The 15,935-nt window shown below is 55.3% G+C and carries 12 protein-coding genes and 1 pseudogene; 2 read left to right on the top strand and 11 right to left on the bottom strand.

Features of this window, described 5'->3' with window-relative positions; all coding sequences use genetic code 11:
• The 11 genes and pseudogenes from PCA31118_RS05785 to PCA31118_RS05735 form a co-directional block, all read right to left on the bottom strand.
• Positions 1 to 741, bottom strand: a complete 741-nt coding sequence (locus PCA31118_RS05785) for a hypothetical protein (protein ID WP_150623938.1) — start codon at positions 739 to 741, stop codon at positions 1 to 3.
• Positions 738 to 2,300 (bottom strand): hypothetical protein, encoded by a 1,563-nt coding sequence (locus tag PCA31118_RS05780; RefSeq protein ID WP_150623936.1) that lies wholly within the window; start codon positions 2,298 to 2,300, stop codon positions 738 to 740. Before PCA31118_RS05780 ends, PCA31118_RS05785 begins: the two co-directional genes overlap by 4 nt.
• 133 nt (positions 2,301 to 2,433) lie before the next feature.
• Positions 2,434 to 3,330, bottom strand: a pseudogene (locus tag PCA31118_RS05775) (IS3 family transposase).
• A gap of 46 nt (positions 3,331 to 3,376) precedes the next feature.
• Positions 3,377 to 3,532 (bottom strand): CHC2 zinc finger domain-containing protein, encoded by a 156-nt coding sequence (locus tag PCA31118_RS27590; protein ID WP_425495334.1) that lies wholly within the window; start codon positions 3,530 to 3,532, stop codon positions 3,377 to 3,379.
• 644 nt (positions 3,533 to 4,176) lie between these two features.
• The gene (locus tag PCA31118_RS05765; protein WP_150623932.1) at positions 4,177 to 5,031 is read right to left on the bottom strand and encodes a hypothetical protein; all 855 of its coding nucleotides are present in this window, start codon (positions 5,029 to 5,031) and stop codon (positions 4,177 to 4,179) included.
• Entirely contained in the window at positions 5,028 to 5,783 is a 756-nt protein-coding gene (locus tag PCA31118_RS05760; protein ID WP_150623930.1) for a hypothetical protein, read from the bottom strand. Before PCA31118_RS05760 ends, PCA31118_RS05765 begins: the two co-directional genes overlap by 4 nt.
• A gap of 169 nt (positions 5,784 to 5,952) precedes the next feature.
• Positions 5,953 to 7,800, bottom strand: a complete 1,848-nt coding sequence (locus PCA31118_RS05755) for a TniQ family protein (RefSeq protein ID WP_174990354.1) — start codon at positions 7,798 to 7,800, stop codon at positions 5,953 to 5,955.
• A gap of 8 nt (positions 7,801 to 7,808) precedes the next feature.
• A complete protein-coding gene (locus PCA31118_RS05750) occupies positions 7,809 to 8,846 on the bottom strand; it encodes a TniB family NTP-binding protein (protein WP_150623926.1) in 1,038 nt (345 codons plus the stop codon).
• Entirely contained in the window at positions 8,833 to 10,806 is a 1,974-nt protein-coding gene (locus PCA31118_RS05745; protein ID WP_150623923.1) for a DDE-type integrase/transposase/recombinase, read from the bottom strand. Before PCA31118_RS05745 ends, PCA31118_RS05750 begins: the two co-directional genes overlap by 14 nt.
• Positions 10,787 to 11,335 (bottom strand): TnsA endonuclease N-terminal domain-containing protein, encoded by a 549-nt coding sequence (locus PCA31118_RS05740; RefSeq protein ID WP_174990353.1) that lies wholly within the window; start codon positions 11,333 to 11,335, stop codon positions 10,787 to 10,789. The genes PCA31118_RS05745 and PCA31118_RS05740 overlap by 20 nt, the downstream gene beginning before the upstream one ends.
• A 320-nt stretch (positions 11,336 to 11,655) precedes the next feature.
• A complete protein-coding gene (locus PCA31118_RS05735; protein WP_150623919.1) occupies positions 11,656 to 12,081 on the bottom strand; it encodes a helix-turn-helix domain-containing protein in 426 nt (141 codons plus the stop codon).
• A gap of 1,165 nt (positions 12,082 to 13,246) precedes the next feature.
• Between PCA31118_RS05735 and PCA31118_RS05725 the strand changes: the two genes are divergently transcribed.
• Together PCA31118_RS05725 and hsdR are read left to right on the top strand one after the other, a co-directional pair.
• Complete coding sequence (locus tag PCA31118_RS05725) at positions 13,247 to 13,474, top strand: helix-turn-helix domain-containing protein (protein WP_150623917.1); 228 nt, start codon at positions 13,247 to 13,249, stop codon at positions 13,472 to 13,474.
• Entirely contained in the window at positions 13,475 to 15,913 is a 2,439-nt protein-coding gene (hsdR, locus tag PCA31118_RS05720) for an EcoAI/FtnUII family type I restriction enzme subunit R (RefSeq protein ID WP_150623915.1), read from the top strand.
• Positions 15,914 to 15,935: the final 22 nt, after the last annotated feature.

Genomic DNA, 15,935 nt, shown 5'->3' with positions numbered 1-15,935 from the left:
TTAAGCCTTCGCGGACGTCGCCGAGACGCGAGCCGCTTCCTGGGCGATGTCGAAGAGGCGACGCAGCGCGAGCTCGCGGAGCTGCACGCGCAGGCGATACGTGGCCGTGTAGGTAACCGACGCATCGTCTTCAGCGTCCCGATCCAAGCGCACTAGGCCATTGGCCTGCATGTGGCCCAGTGCCAGCTTGACGATGCCCACCAGCGAATTGGCTGAGGCACGCTGGCCTGCCGGTAGCACCAGCGGCATGGCCGATACCGATTCCCAACCCGGAGCAAGCTCAGGTGGAACGTCTACCGGCAGATTGGACGACTCCCTGAGACGGCGAGCTAGGGCATGCAGCGTGTCGCGGCAGGTGGACACAAACGCCGGCGGTGGGGTGTAGTTGTCGTCATCCAGACCGTCGGTAGTTGGAAAAAAGACAGCGGCGATGGCCACGTGCGCCAGAAGCAGGCTGGCTTTCTGGGTGACATCCAGTCCAGTTCGAATGTCAGTCATCCGGATGGCGAATCGGCTCTCGCGTGAGGATGGCACAACGATGAGCCCGCGTTCGCTGACGTCCAAAATGATGAGCTCCATGCCCGTAGCCACGTCTTGCACCTGGGTGGCAAAGGCGGGGTTGGCCCGGTACTGTGCAAGAAGCTCCCGGTACTCTTGGTCGTTGACCGGGGATAGCGTGGTGTGCAGGGCCTTGTAGACGAGGCGTGCGGCCTGACGTATGCCGAGTTGGATGTCGCTCATGAACGCCTCTCTTTGGGGGTAAAACGCAGGTTGGTTCCGCGCGCCACGTCGGAGATAAATTCATCCAGTGCGTCCGCCCGCATGTTCTTGAACTCCGTCTCCGAGTGGGAGTAGGCCCGAAACAGCATCAGCACCAGGCAGCGGCGCATGGTCCAGTCGAACCCTGCTTCCTCAGCTTGGTCCAATAGTTCGTCCAGTCGCCAGGTTTGCCCCAGCGAGAATTTCCTAGCCAACCAGTCTGTCACTTGGCGGACGATCATTTCGTCGAACTGAAGGGGCGGTGGCACGAACGGGGTGATTTCACCGTCGTCTTCCTCAGGCTCGCTGTCTTCGGCACGCTGCTCAAGCAGTAGCGAAAACACCGAATTGAGGTCGTACACGCGTGGTAGTGTCGGCGGATACAGCGCGCTAAGCGCGTTTTCCGCCTGTTTGGCCAGGACATTTGCAGGCAACTCCACGAGCTGCGGCAGCAGTCGCGACTCCAGGTCAGGTAACCCCGTGGCACGTCGCGCCCGGAACATCGCGCGCTGCGATTCCAGGAAGCGATCGTTTGCGCCGCTGATGTCACCCACAAGTTGTGAACGCAGCATGCTGGCACCTTGCAGCGTCTTGAGCAGGAGCGCTAGGTTAGCTCGCGCCTTGGGCTCCTCGGCTTGGCGCAGGGCATGCAGAACAGACTCCTCCATCCGCTGATCCTCTGCCTGACGCAGTCGCACGTGATCACGTGCCCGGTCCAGCCCGGCGCTGATGTCGCGCTTCCAGTTGACCGTGCCTGGCGCGCGGTAGGCCTGGTATAGCCTGTCGCGGATGAGCTGGCGATACTCAATGGACAACGTGCGAGCGCGTCGGGCGATCTCCAACGCAGCGTCGAAACGGCCACGCTGCACCAGTAAGTCCAGCATCTTCTCCATCAACTCCTGGGCGTCCTCCGGAGAGAGGTCAAGCATGCCCAGGTAGACCAGGTATCCCTCTGTGGTGGGCTTGTAGCGGTAGACGTCCTCGATATCGGGCTCGTAGGCCACTAACCGAAAGCGAATAGTGCGCGTCGACTTGCGGATTGCATCGAAGTGGTCGAAGGAGAACTCTTTGTAGCTGTTTGCCTTGTTGTCCAGCGCGGCGAGTACAGTGTCAGCGATCTTGGCCAACTGCATGTTGGATAGCGAGGGTTTTATGGCTGCGGCCGTGTCCGCTATGTGAGTGAGGATCTCATCGCTCGTGCAGCCCGTCGAAACCGTGGTTCCTTCCATCATGAGGTCGAGCGCGCTCAACAGCAGGTAGTGCGTGTCTATGCCATCGAAGAGGGTGCCGTCCTCACCGATACGCTGCTTATTTAGCTCAAGCTGGAAGAGGGGTCGCAGCAGCAGCAGGTTGCGCTGTTGGCGGGAAAGGTCAAGCAGCCCCGATGAAGGAGCAAGCGCGCCCGCTTCAAGCGTATCGGGTGCTGCCGATTCGTCCAGTTCGCTTATGGGTCCCAGTGCGCCGTCTTCCGTCGAGACCACTTGGCGGGAGACGGTACCTGCGCTGCGATACGTAGCCAGAGTGTCGTCTGGTGGAGTCACACTTGCCGTTCCTCATCGTGGGCTGCCGCCGGTTACGCGGACAGCAAGTTAAGCTTTTTGGACTTCTGCCGGAATTAAGACACATTCCGACGTCTCCCCATTTTCAGTAGCACCAGGCTTTAGAGTCCTAGGGTTAATGTAACTGCTTTTCTGCCAGTTTTCGGGCGTAGGTTGCTGGCGTTAGTCCGCCCAGCGATTTCTTCGGTCGCTCCTCGTTGTATTCCCGTCGCCACGCCTCGATCACCACCTCGGCATGATGCAGGCTCGTGAACCAATGTTCGTTCAGGCATTCATCACGAAAGCGCCCGTTGAACGTTCGCTCCGGCACAATAGCCACGGCTTCATGCGTGGCGCCGTCGACCACCGTCAGGTTTTTGATGACCCGGCCTTCCACTGTTCGGTCAAACACGAAATCCATCGACCAGACTTGATTCGCCGTCGCCGGTCGCCCCAGCGGCTGACGGTCCGATACCGGCACCTTCTTGCGCTTGCGGCGGCGCACCTGCAACTTCTCTTCGGCATACAGCCGCTCAACCCGCTTGTGGTTGACTGTCATGCCTGACTGGCGCAGCTTCAGGTAGATCATGCCCGAGCCGTAGCGACGATTTCGCTGCGCCAAGGCTACGATCTGCGCTCGTAAGGCTTGATTGCGATCCGGTGCCGGTTGATAACGATAGGCGCTGGCGCTCATGCCGCCGTAGGGCTCTGCGTTCGCTCAAGCCACTATCGGTCATATGGCGCGCCAGTTCTCGGCGGGATGGTGCGCTCACCACTTTTTTCGCAACGCCTCGCGCGTCACCTCATTTTCCAGCAGCGATTCCGCCAGCAGTTTCTTCAACCGGGCGTTTTCGGCCTCCAGATCCTTCAGCCGCTTCACGTCGGATACATTCATACCACCGAACTTACTGCGCCATAGGTAGTAACTGGCCTCCGAGAAGCCGTGCTGGCGGCATAGTTCCTTGACCGGCATACCCGTCTCAGCTTCCCGCAGGAAGCCGATGATTTGCTCGTCGGTGAATCTCTTCTTCATGTCCAATCTCGTGACTACGTGATTGGACTCTAAATCGCCGCGCTACTCAAATCGGGGGAGACGTCGCATGAACCCCGGGCCGATAAGCTTCTGGACTAGCGATTGCGTCGCCATGCTCACCGCATCCAAAGCACCGCCAGGTATTCTTCGCCTTGTTGACGGTGAAACTTGGACTCGCTGCATCGTGTCCGTTGAAGCACATTGCCTTGTTGCCGCGCAGGCTGATCCCTACGGCCGATGCAACCTCAGCTATTGGCAATTCACGCAGCCGTGCAAGCGTCTGATCGCTCAATAGCTTCGATTTAGCTGTGTGAGCGGGCTTGCCGCAAGATTGTCCCCCTTTGCGCCAGTTTCTGCATTCTTACGAGAATTATCCCATGGAGACGGGGGAGATTGGGCTGCAAACCTGCTGGCATCTGAGCAGTACTAAGTGCGCCGAGGCAAGCGGCGACGGATCGCAAATACTAGACAGGTGATGTGTTCAGGTTAACGCCCGTGTCTCAAACAAAAAGAGGGCCTTGAAATTCAAGGCCCTCTACGCATGTCTTGTGACGGTCGACGTGCCGTTATCTCGGCTCAAACCCGGCAGTGCAAATGCCACCACAATTCGAGTCCAGATAATCTCAGCAAGTGCGTTATTTCAGTCTCACAATCTAGTGTCTAATCTCACGAATTCGGTTTCCCTACACTGCCAACTCTGTAGGATCCGATTTCAACTTAAATATACAACTTTCAAAATCAATGCAGTAGAAACCTAAAATCAGACAGCTTTGGTCATTTTGTCCCATTTTTTTGGATTTTCCTACTGTGACAAAACGACTCCGTATCTTTCCTGAGGGTCATGCCTCAGGCCAACTCGATCACATACGCCGCTGCGTCAGCAACGGACTGAGCAGTGTGCAAGTCAACATCGTACTTCTCAGCTTCGCGAGTAAGATCACCGATGTTGGTAACAAAACGAGCACGAACACGATCACTCAGCGTCACACTGTCAAGTGGTGGCATCCCCACCACCATCGACGCGGAAAGATTGGCATCCCTATCGCGAGCGAGCGACAACTTCCACATCTTGGCGCGTGCATCTTCCATCCCCTGGCTTTGTGAGTTCTCTTTCAAAAGACCAAACTGAGCGACCAATCGTGGTGTGAGAATCGGAAACTTCACCGGAGCGCTACCATCCACAAGAACGAGCTCCCGGTTGAAGCACACCTGGAGATCTGGACGCTGCACCTGAATGGCCTCTTTGATCTTCGTGGTCCACTGCTGATTAACCTCGCGCTCGGGAGTAGGTGAGTCGTCAGCAGACGCCCCAGGCTCTTCTGCGATCACACTAAGGCTGAAATGCATAAGCACGATCTGTCTTAGCAGATCATGCTCATTGTCTGCCCGTGTCTCACGAGCCTCTGTGAATTTGAACGAAGCGAGCGGCACAGACTCACGAGCCGCCGCAAAACCGAATTGCTTCGCCACCCCCTCAACAGCTTTAAGCGTAGTGAGAATCATCTGGAATGCGCCCTCACCAGCTGATCCGTACATACAGCGTAGTACTTCCTCACGGATCAGCGGCCGGGCCAACACAGCTCCATCGTATTGGACGAGAGCTCCTACATTCAATCGCTCACCAGATCCCCCTACTGGTTCCCACGCCAAGACGGAATAGCACGCATTTGCCTGACAAGCCGAAACAACTAGCGTGTTCATGGATGGGCTCCTTGCAGCAGAGGAGACATAGCGTTGGCCGCATGGCTCGGTAAAGAAGTTATGAGCCGCTTTGCAAGCGACTCACACGCGCCATGATGTTGCCCGATGACATGAGGTATCGCATGGAATTCGCTGCGAATCATGTCCCACACGGCTTGGTCAGCAGCGAGGAAAGCCTGTTGAGCCATCGCAGACCCTGTCGCGGCGCTGCATATGCTAGCAACCAGCGGCGGATGGAAATTGGCGGTGGCAAACAGTGCCAACCGGTTAGATGACTTTGGTTTATTGCCTAGAGAGCGCTCGTGATCAATGATGGTGAATGCAGCACCATTCCACAACACGTTACCTGGATTTCTATCGCCATTGGCGACAAGTTCATCGAACGAAATAACATGACCAACCTGCGCCCAAGTCGCCAGTATCTGGGCGAGCACAGCCAGCTGATATTGGTTCACTTCTGCACCAATCCCCAACCTAGCCGATAGGCTCGGGTAAGCTGCATCTCGTGAGCCAAACCACAAGCTGTTATCGTCAGGGTGCGTGATGATGACGGGTGACAAAGTGGGCAAGGACAGCGCATCGCCCAACAACGCGCAAAAACACTCTGCTGCGATTTCTCGGTCGCCTACCATTTTCACCACACACCGCTGAGACAATCCCCCAATGTTCACAACCGCGTATTGTGCAGAGTTGATCCCCGTACCTACAGGGCTAAGTGTGAACGGATTCAGGACCCCTTGCTCAATCTTCATCTCACTCCCTCACGCCGACATGCTTTATTTTTATCTGGATTACAAATCTGGCTGATTGCATTCAATCCAAGACCGCCCCCCAGCTTCATTCTTATGTTGACAGCTCCCCGACAGAACAGTCCCCAAGCATAAGAGCGAAAGACTGGTCGACAGTCACTGGGAGACGGGATCAATTACAGGGAATGTCTGCACTTGGCAGAAAGACATTTAAAGTTGTCAAAAAGGTCATTAATGTTTTGCTACGGGCATAGAAGATTTTCCCACACTTCTCCAGTCCCTGGCCAGATGCTGGAACAATTCCCTGCTCTGACAACAACGAGCTAACTTTCCTGGAAGTGGTCTTGAGTGCTTCCGCTATTTCCGAGGCAAACACGTACGACTCCTTGAATCGTTCAAACTCCACGCGACTGACTCGGGCCCCGCAGCCCCGAAGGGTACGAAGCTTTTCTGCTGGAATAAACTCATTCCTGACGAGCCAGTATGCCACCTCCTGTTTTAGGCCCAGCAACTTGGCTACCTGCGGCACGCTCAGCCAGTTCGACAGCTCAGGATTGCGGCGTTGTCGCCAAATCTTGAGCGACTGGCTGTCAAAGATCCATCGTGCCAGCCCGATAGCACCATCGAGCAGGCCTTCAAGCACGATCTCTCCATCTCGTACAGCCTCGATCAGGTCAATGATTTCGTTCTCGTTCCAAGCCCAATACTTCAAGACATGAAACAGCGGCACCTGGGACTCTTCGGGAATCGACAAGATAGGTAGGCCTTCACCAATTGCCAGGTAGCGCTCGACATCCTGTCGACTGATTCGCCATGGCGGAAAGCCATGCTCGCTTAAAGGTCGATACGCGGAAGGGAACAACAGCCGCAGTAATTCCCTCATGCGGACCTTGCCCAGTCCGAGGTATTCCATCGCGGTGGTCAAATCGACTTCAGATAGATTGGCATGCGTAAGTTCATCAACTTGTTCTTTACGGATCAGCAGAAAGCGCCGGCCTGTGGAGCTGTAGGATTCATGACCATCGATCACACCCTCTGCGACAAGCCGTCGAATACGCTCCATCCGTACGCCTAGCCGCTCGGCTGCAACGTTAGCCGGAATCCAGTGAACACGATGCAGTAACTGCCCTGCCAGTCTTCGGTTCCGAAGCGCCAAACCTCCACGCCAGTTTTCCACTAACCACTGCTCGAAAGCATACCGCACCGCATCGAACGCGGGCTCTTTTAATCCCTTGTACAGATAGCTGTAGGCTCTCTGGAACAGCTTTGGGAGCCCAATTTTTTTGCCGCCTGACCGCTCCTGGATTTCTGAAAACCGCACATGAAAAGCCGCCGGCCAGCCAGACAAGATCGCTGCCGCAACCGACGTCACGGGCCACGAGACTTCCATGCGCCCCACGTTGCTCAATTTCAAAGACTTGGACACCCCAGCAGGATCCAGATGCATACCAAGATATCGAATCAACCGCTGGGTCTGGTCCACATTGAGATCACGCAGTGGCTCCGGCATGTCGGCCGCACCGCGCCCTGTCAGTTTCCGCGACAAGACCTGGGACAACTGCGTGACTTCATCTGGTGCCGGGTGGGATGGCTCCGCACGTAGATCTGCACCACAGCCACATCGAACGACCTGTGACCGGCGCCAGGACACTGGCTCATGGCATGACGAACAGCGATCAACCATCCACACCCCATGCTGGGCACATGCATCGTAAAAACACAACTCCCACTCTGCACGCCAGGAGGACTCTTCCGTAAGACATAGAGGACAGAAGCGCGAGTAGCGCATATTCCATACTCGCGATGTCTTCTGCCTCAATGTGGCAATGTTCTGCACCCAGGCCAGCAACGCTGGATCCAGGCCACGCTCTGGCAGCAAGTGACTGCGCAGCAGTGCATCGGCATCGTACGTCACACCAAGATCCGGCAGATCGAAATACTCCAGCTTGTTCGCCTCTGCCAAGCGCAATAAGTATCCGTTGGGCCCTTCGGTGCGATAGGGCGCCAGCTTGATCAACAACCCGCCTGTCATTTTGCCACGTTGACGGCGTTCAGGCTGATCCGCCTGGCTAGAGCCGAGCCCACCGGATCATGACGGGTGTGCAAGTAAAACACCTCGCCGCTGCGGTCCAACGACCTGAGATAGGATTCCGGATGAAAAGGATTGAGCCTGTCCGGAACTTCACGCCATACACGGTCGCGGAACCCTGCGGCCAATACATCAAGGTCAACTTCTTTGAGCCCAAGGTTGGCCGCAACACTGATGGCACCTTCCAGTATCTTGCGAACGTAATCCATCAGGCCATGGCTGGCTATGAGCATTCTCCGCGCCATATTGGCCTCGTAAATCGGCGTTTCGAACGGTACCGGAAGATATTCCTGAAGCAACTTCAGAATGCCGCGAAACTCGGTGAAATCCTCAGTAGTCGCGCCATCGAACGGAGACAGCGCAAACCTGGCGGAAAAGCGCCTGGCCAACTGCTCGTTCGCATCCACTACGGACTGCGCTTCCGGCAAGCCGCAGGCCACTACCGCGATGTTCGTCAGGCTGATCAAGTTCTTGAGCCAATCAGTGACATCCCGAAAATGTGTAATGGTGGGGGCATAAAACAAGTGATGAAATTCGTCCAGGATCAGGAGCTCCACACCACAGCGCTCGAAGAGCTCGTGAATCAAAACGGTCTTTTGCGGGCCGCTTCCCCGATAGGCTTTCGGATAGCCGAGTGCGATTAGAATCGCTTCCCCTAAACTTTTGGCGGTAGGCGATGAAGGAACCGTCACGACCAGCACTGGAATTTTGGTGCTCCCCAGCGTTGATTCGCGTTGAAAGCGGCTGGCGTACGAAGAGACGAGCACCGTCTTGCCAGCGCCTGCTGGCCCCGTAATCAAAACGCCACCTCCGCTGCCCTTGACCTGCCGGGCATGGTGAAGCTCAGCCATCTTGTACAAGCCGGTATTGAAACGTCGGTGCTGAATCGGGTCGGAAATCAGCCGAAACCCATGTAATACCTCGTGTTCGCTACCGGCCCGAGGAGCGATCATATGGATCAGATCAATGGGCTTCATGCTGCGCTCCTCTTGTGAACACGCTCAATGTCGGCAGCACGTCATCGAGACCCGCCGGAAGATTCTCGGGTAGCTCAGGCGCCAGTTCTTTGACGGGTTTGCGTGCCTTAGCCAACGGATCCTCGTTGTTCAGCACAGCCTCGCTGTCATGCATGAGCAAGCCGCCGGCATTTTTGCGCACAGCCATTTTCTTATTCTTGATCGCTTGCTCGATGATTTCTTCCAGTTCCGCACGGACCTCGAGCATTTGAGCGGAAGAAGCGTTGTCGCCAAATTGCTGTTTTGCCCGCTCCCTTATCAGGCGATGTATCTCCCTGGGAAGATTGTTTGCGTAGGCCGGATCAACACAAGGAACCTCCAGATATTCCTTGGCCATTGGATCGAAGACATGGATGAAGTTGATCGAATGCTCATAGAACTTCAGATCAACCACCATGTTCTGGCCAGATTGGCGTCGCAGCTCCTGCAATTGACGGCTGTTGTAATGCTGCCCTTCAAGCTCAATACCGTAATGAAAAAGTGTGCGTTTGGCCGGAATGCCACTGATCACTTCAAGCTGTTTAGGATAAAGCGGCAACTCGATGGAACGCCGTCCGGCCAGTTCGGACCACTTGGCGAGCGGGGTTGCGCCAATTCCGCGATGTGGGCGCATCAGGTAGATGTCGACGATCCATTTGGTGATCAAGTGGACAAGGTCTGTGAGCGTGATCGCGGCAAGGTTCTCAGCAGGATAGTCCCCGCGCTCACCGACATTGGAAAACGTAGTGCCAGGCAGCCGATGGATAAGGCCTTGATTCATTGTCCTGAAAAACCGTTCAATACTGCCTTTGTGTTCCGGCGTACGGGCACCACAAAAAAGCATCTGAATACCCATCTCTTCACAGGCTTTCTGCAACCCAGAGGCATGAAGGTCCATGCCGTTGTCGATCGCAATCAGATCAGGAATCCCTTGAGCAGGCCATGCCCCTTTGATATCAGGGAAACGGGCAAGCCATTCCGTTTTGGGCAGAATCGCGCGTCGCAAGCATTGGAGTACCGAGTGAGCACTAGGAGTATTGAAGCTCAGGTAGAAACCCATGATCATCCTGGATGCCTTGTCGGTTGCTATCGACAGCCAAGGTCTGCCCATCTGTAATCCCGTCACTGCATCGATTACGATCAGGTCGATCGGGGTATGGTCGATTTCGATGCGCTCAAGGATCCCGCTGACCTTGAGCCCACCTACTGCGATGCGATATTTTGCCCGGGCAACCTCGGCACCCAGACGAGCACCGTCCACAATATCTTGGCGAAGACCATCGAGCCAACGATAGACGGTTGAACGGGCGGGGCACCGTATATGCAAATCTGGCGGCAAGGACGCATTCAAGGAATTGGTGTGATGCAGCACACGTTCATAAACCGCGGACTTGGGTTGTTTTTGCAGGGTGAGGTAAACGTCGGCGACCGCCTCTTCGAAGAGGGCGTAGCGATCCCCATGGTACGGTTTTGCACGACCTTTCTTTTGAGGGATCAGCGCATGGACCGATTTTGTTGTGCGATACCTGCGCCACCAGTTCTGTACGGACGACGGACAAGGTGGCTTTGTATCTCCGGTTTCCGCTGCATGTGCGTCAATGAGCTTTTTCCATAGAACCGGGTTGTAGCGATTCTTTTCAGGATCGACGGCTCGCAGATAGCTTTGCTTGCGCAGCGCCACCTTTTGCTGATTGTCCGTATACGTAGATAAGTCTCGTGGTGTCGCTAGATAGGTTGCATTGGCCAAAGTGCCCAGGCAAGTCTCATCAATCACTAACTCCCCTTTGAGCCACCGGGCGTTTAATTCGTCCGGAAAAAAATTCTGAATCTCGCGCGCATCGGAGATCAACTGATATTTGCCGGTGACCAGCAGACGCTCCAGCGTCCAGCGCATCTGGCCCTCGATGAAGACGAGACCGCGTTTATAGGTAAAGCGAATCATGTGCGACCTCCTGTGCGTTGAAGACCATGAGATCACCCTGTAGCGGGCTGGCGAGGTCGCACACCAGGTTGCCTAGGGCGATTTGCTTCAATAGGACGTCGCGACCTACCGATGCTTCCAAGGCGTGCCACGGTTTACCTGGAAGATACATGGACAGGCCATGGGGTGAGGCTGCCGGTTTTGCGCGCAATGGGCTGAGCGTTTTCAGGTTGGAACGAAGCGGCTCCTTGCGGGCATCAAGTTCAGTAATGACACGAAAATGCTCTTCGCGGTGCTGGGCGTAATGCGCCGCGATCTGCTGAAGTTTCTTGGTGATTTTTGGAGAGTCGAGTTTTGCGCTGGGCTTGACCTCAATGTGTACCCGCGGGCCTGAAGCCAGCTTTGCCTCGAAATCCGGGTAGTACTCCCGCATGGTTTGTCCGTCGCTGTAGACAATTCGCTCCGGTTGCTCCTGGTAGCTTTGAACTCCTCGGGAGAACTCCAGCAACAGGATGACATCGCGCTCGATCAGCGACTCAAACGCCACCATCCTGCCCAACTTTCTAGATGGGTACCTGCCCCTGAAGTGCCGGCCACTTCTCGTGATTACTCGTCTGGATAACATGATTGCTTTCTCCTGGCGGCAGGCAATAGGGAGCCCTGCGCCTGTCCGCGCATAGTCATAATTCGGGAATCCACGCTGAAAATTCGGGCAAAAGTGAACCCTCGCAGAGTTCAAAACTCGCGAAAAATCAGTATGGAAAGGGAATCAGGCCTTGACGCCTTGGAGAGAGCAACCGATACTTCAGGTGCGAGTTGAAGAATGATTGCTGTACCGGAAGGCGGGCCTTAAGGGCTCGCTTTTTTCGTTTACGTCATCGCCGCCTCCGTTTCACAAGAGGAATTTGTGGCGATGCCCCCCTTGGGTACAGTCATGAAAAAAACTTGGGGAAGCGCCAGGACTTGGCGAATCATTTTGATTTGTACTGGATGGAGCCGCCCGAGTTGAGGCTCCAATTCACGAAGCAATTCGTATTCTTCGACGGGAGCCGTACAGGGAAGAGAAACCTGGCGCTTGGATTTGCGTAGCGCCTCGTCAAGCTCTGTCTGCTCAGCATCGTTTAGTGCCAAGACACGAATCAGACGAGCAATAAAATCCCGCTTAGGTGGGCCTTTCGCGCCACGCTCAAGCGCAGAGAGATAGCTCTGCTCGTAACCGAGCAGATCCGCAGCGTCCCTTTGTTTCAGGCCACGCTGACGGCGCAGTTCGCGAAGGTACACGGCAAAAGGACTCATTGGCAACCGACCATACCAATGCTCAAATTGTGCGCACGGTCGCGTCAGGTCCCATTTTAATCCTTGTCTCCATATCCTTTCCCACTAGGTAATAATGGACAAAAGAATACCGCTATTCGCATTGGAAATCAAGGAAAATTTCCCTTATAAATCAAAGACTTAAGTAGTATAGCAAGCAAATCGATATTCGCAACCGTCGCGTGATTTATCGCAGCATTTGCATCTATCAACGATAGCGAATTTCGAAGAAGTCATCATTCCACGTTAATCAGGCAAAATTCAGACAAAGCCGGCTGTAATAAGGCATTTTTCAGACATTCTTGCCAAATTTGGGGAGGCAATCGAATAGAAATCAGACATCCGAGGTTGACCTGAGCTGTAAAAACCTAAGCGGCACCGCTGCTTAGGCCTTTCACTTTTTCGTTTTGCGAGCTCTGGGCTGCATGAGCACCTTCACTATTGAGGGGTTCGCTTGCGCTAGCTCTGACAGATCCACTTCGTAGCCGTAAAGCTTATGAAGGCACAGTACGACGGCACATGACCGTGAAAACCCGCCCTCACAGTGCACGACGACTGACAAAACATGCCCTGGCAACTGATCAATAAAGCAGCGTATCTGCTCCGCGTGCGTAGATTTGAATGCGTGAGGGAGCTTGTCTTTCGCTCTTGCCGAGAGATCGGGATTGAGAAAATCGACGTCTGCAAAGCTCAGCCGCAAAAGATGCTCGAATCCATCGAGGGCCGCTGGAGGGCGATCCGGGGCAGTGATTGAAATAGCTGCCACAGAGGGTAATCGGGGGCAGCTGCTCAGCATCCATTCGTGATAAGGCGAATGCCTGTTTGGATCCTGGAAGTGGCTTGAACAGACTGCCAATCACATCTTTTAGTCGCTTCTTCATTCAGCCTTTGCCATTAATGGATAAGCTAGTACAAGCCTCACAGGGTCATCATCATATGCAATCGACTTATTGATTCCTCAGACAATTTGGTGCAGCATCGCCCCACATCTCACCCACCGATCCTCGCGGAAATTCACCAGGGCCGGTCAAACCAACGATATCACTGGACTATCAACCCGGAGTCAGGGATAGTCCACTATAACTCATTCTGGTAGACTGATAACGATTTTGAACGACTTTGAGGCTTTAACCAGAGAGCCAATGCCATGAATTCCGAACCGTGGGTCACAGCAATTGATGTCGCTAAGCATCTGGGCGTCGTAAAAGACACCGTTTATCGATGGCGGGAGCGCAAGGGTTTGCCAGCGCACAAGATAGGTCGGCTGTGGAAGTTTCAGCTCTCCGAGGTTGATGAATGGGTGCGAGCGGGAGGAGCTGACGAAGAGGATGCGCACGACAGGCTAGATACCGACCGCCACACATCAGGGGGATGAATGGACAAGTACCAGCTCAGTGAGCGCGATATCTGCACCAAGTTCATCACGCCTGCTATTGTGCGGGCGGGCTGGCAGCAGCATCAGTTTCGCGAGGAAGTAAATCTCACGGACGGGCGCGTCATGGTGCGCGGCAAACTTGCGGCACGCATTAAAAATCCCGATGCCAAAGGTGGCCCTAAGCGCGCGGACTTCGTTTTGTACGCCCGGCCCAACATACCGATTGCAGTAGTCGAGGCCAAGCAAGCGCGCTTCTCGGTCGGCCACGGCATGCAGCAGGCACTGGCCTACGCCGAGATGGTAGATGCCCCCTTTGCCATCAGCAGTAATGGCGACGGCTTCCTGCTACACGACCGCACTGGCCTGACGCAGCCCAGCGAGCGCGAGCTCTCGCTCAGCGAGTTTCCATCACTGGACGATCTTTGGCCGCTTTATCAGCAATGGAAAGGCCTTGTTGAGCCTGCCGCCGTTAAGCTAATTGAGCAACCTTTCTACACCGACGGCAGCGGTAAGGAGCCACGCTATTACCAACGCGTCGCTATCAATCGTGCCATCGAAGCCATCGCCAAAGGACAGCAGCGCGTGCTGCTGGTCATGGCCACCGGCACCGGAAAAACCTACACCGCATTCCAGATCATCTGGCGTATGTGGAAAGCCAAGGCGAAAAAACGCATCTTGTTTTTGGCCGACCGCAACATCCTGGTCGATCAAACCATGCAGCAAGACTTCGCCCCCTTTGGCGAGGTCATGCACAAGGTCTCCAACCGCGAGATCAAGAAAAATTATGAGATCTATCTTGCCCTTTATCAGGCGGTCACCGGCAAGGAAGAATGGAAGCAAATTTACAAGCAGTTTCCGGCCGATTTCTTCGATCTCGTCGTTGTTGATGAATGCCACCGTGGCAGTGCCGCTGATGATTCAGCCTGGCGCGATGTGCTCGAATACTTCAGCAGCGCCACACACTTGGGCCTGACGGCTACGCCGAAGGAAACCAAGGAGGTCAGCAACATCACCTACTTTGGCGACCCAATCTACACTTACTCGCTGAAGCAAGGTATCGAAGACGGCTTCCTCGCACCCTACAAAGTGATCCGAATCGCCACTGATGTCGATGCCGTGGGTTACACCCCCGAAAAAAACAAGATCGACAAACTCGGCCAGGCAGTGGAACAGCGCCAATACAACACGAAAGATTTTGACCGCACACTGGTGCTGGAAAAACGCACCAAACTGGTAGCCAGCAAAGTATGGGAATACCTCAAGACCACCGACCCAATGGCCAAAACCATCGTGTTTTGTGATGACCAGGACCACGCCGAACGCATGCGGCAAGAGCTGGTCAAGCTCATCCCGGCCGCTGCCAGCAACCGCCGCTACGTCATGCGCATCACGGGCGACGACAACGAAGGCAAAGCGCAGCTTTCCTACTTCATCGACAACGACGAGCCTTACCCCGTCATCGCCACCACCTCCAAACTGCTGACCACCGGTGTGGATGCCAAGACCTGCAAACTCATCGTGCTGGACCAAAACATCAACTCGATGACTGAGTTCAAGCAAATCATTGGCCGTGGCACCCGTCTGCGCGAGGACTACCAAAAGCTGTACTTCACCATCATGGATTTCAAGGGTGCGACACGCCTGTTCGCGGACCCAGATTTCGACGGTGAACCGGTGGTGATATACGAGCCCAAGCCCGATGAACCCGTAGTGCCGCCTGACATCACCAACCCGCCTGGCATCAGCGAACCCGAGCCCCCACCCTATGGCCCTGGCCCGAATGGCGGTGATGACACGCCACCCGGCGACATTACGGGCGGAGGCGGTGGCGGCGAAGGCCGCGTCAAATACGTGATCGACGATGTCAACGTGCGCGTGGCGGTGGAGCGCTCGCAGTACCTCGATGCCGATGGCAAGCTCATCACCGAGGATTACCGCGTTCTTTTGAAGGACGACATCAAGAAAGCGCTTCAGGCCGAGTTCGGCAGCATGACTGACTTCCTGCGCCGGTGGAACAGTGCTGAACGCAAGCAGGCCGTATTAGAAGAGCTCGCCGATCAAGGTGTGCCGATCGAAATCCTGCAACAGGCTGTGGCCAACGGCAGCGAGCTGGATGTGTTTGATCTGGTCGCCCATGTTGCCTTCGACCAAAAACCGCTCACCCGCCGCGAGCGCGCCAACAACGTGAAGAAGCGCGATGTGTTTGGCAAATATGGCGAGCAGGCCCGTGCCGTGCTCGAAGCCCTGCTCGATAAGTTCGCCGACCACGGCGTGCAGGACATCGAAGACGCCAAGGTACTGGAACTGCCGCCGTTTGACCAGTTCGGCAGCAAAACCCAGATCCGGCGCGGAATCTTCGGCAGCGTCGAGCAATATACCCAGGCCGTGCAAGAGCTTGAACAAGCGCTCTACGACCAGAATGAACTGAAACAGGCCTGAGCCCGTAAATCGAGAACCACAA

The sequence above is a fragment of the Pandoraea captiosa genome, from assembly GCF_902459775.1.
Classification (GTDB): domain Bacteria; phylum Pseudomonadota; class Gammaproteobacteria; order Burkholderiales; family Burkholderiaceae; genus Pandoraea; species Pandoraea captiosa.
Note: the sequence above shows the minus strand (reverse complement) of the source record. Positions and strands in the feature narration are given on the sequence as shown.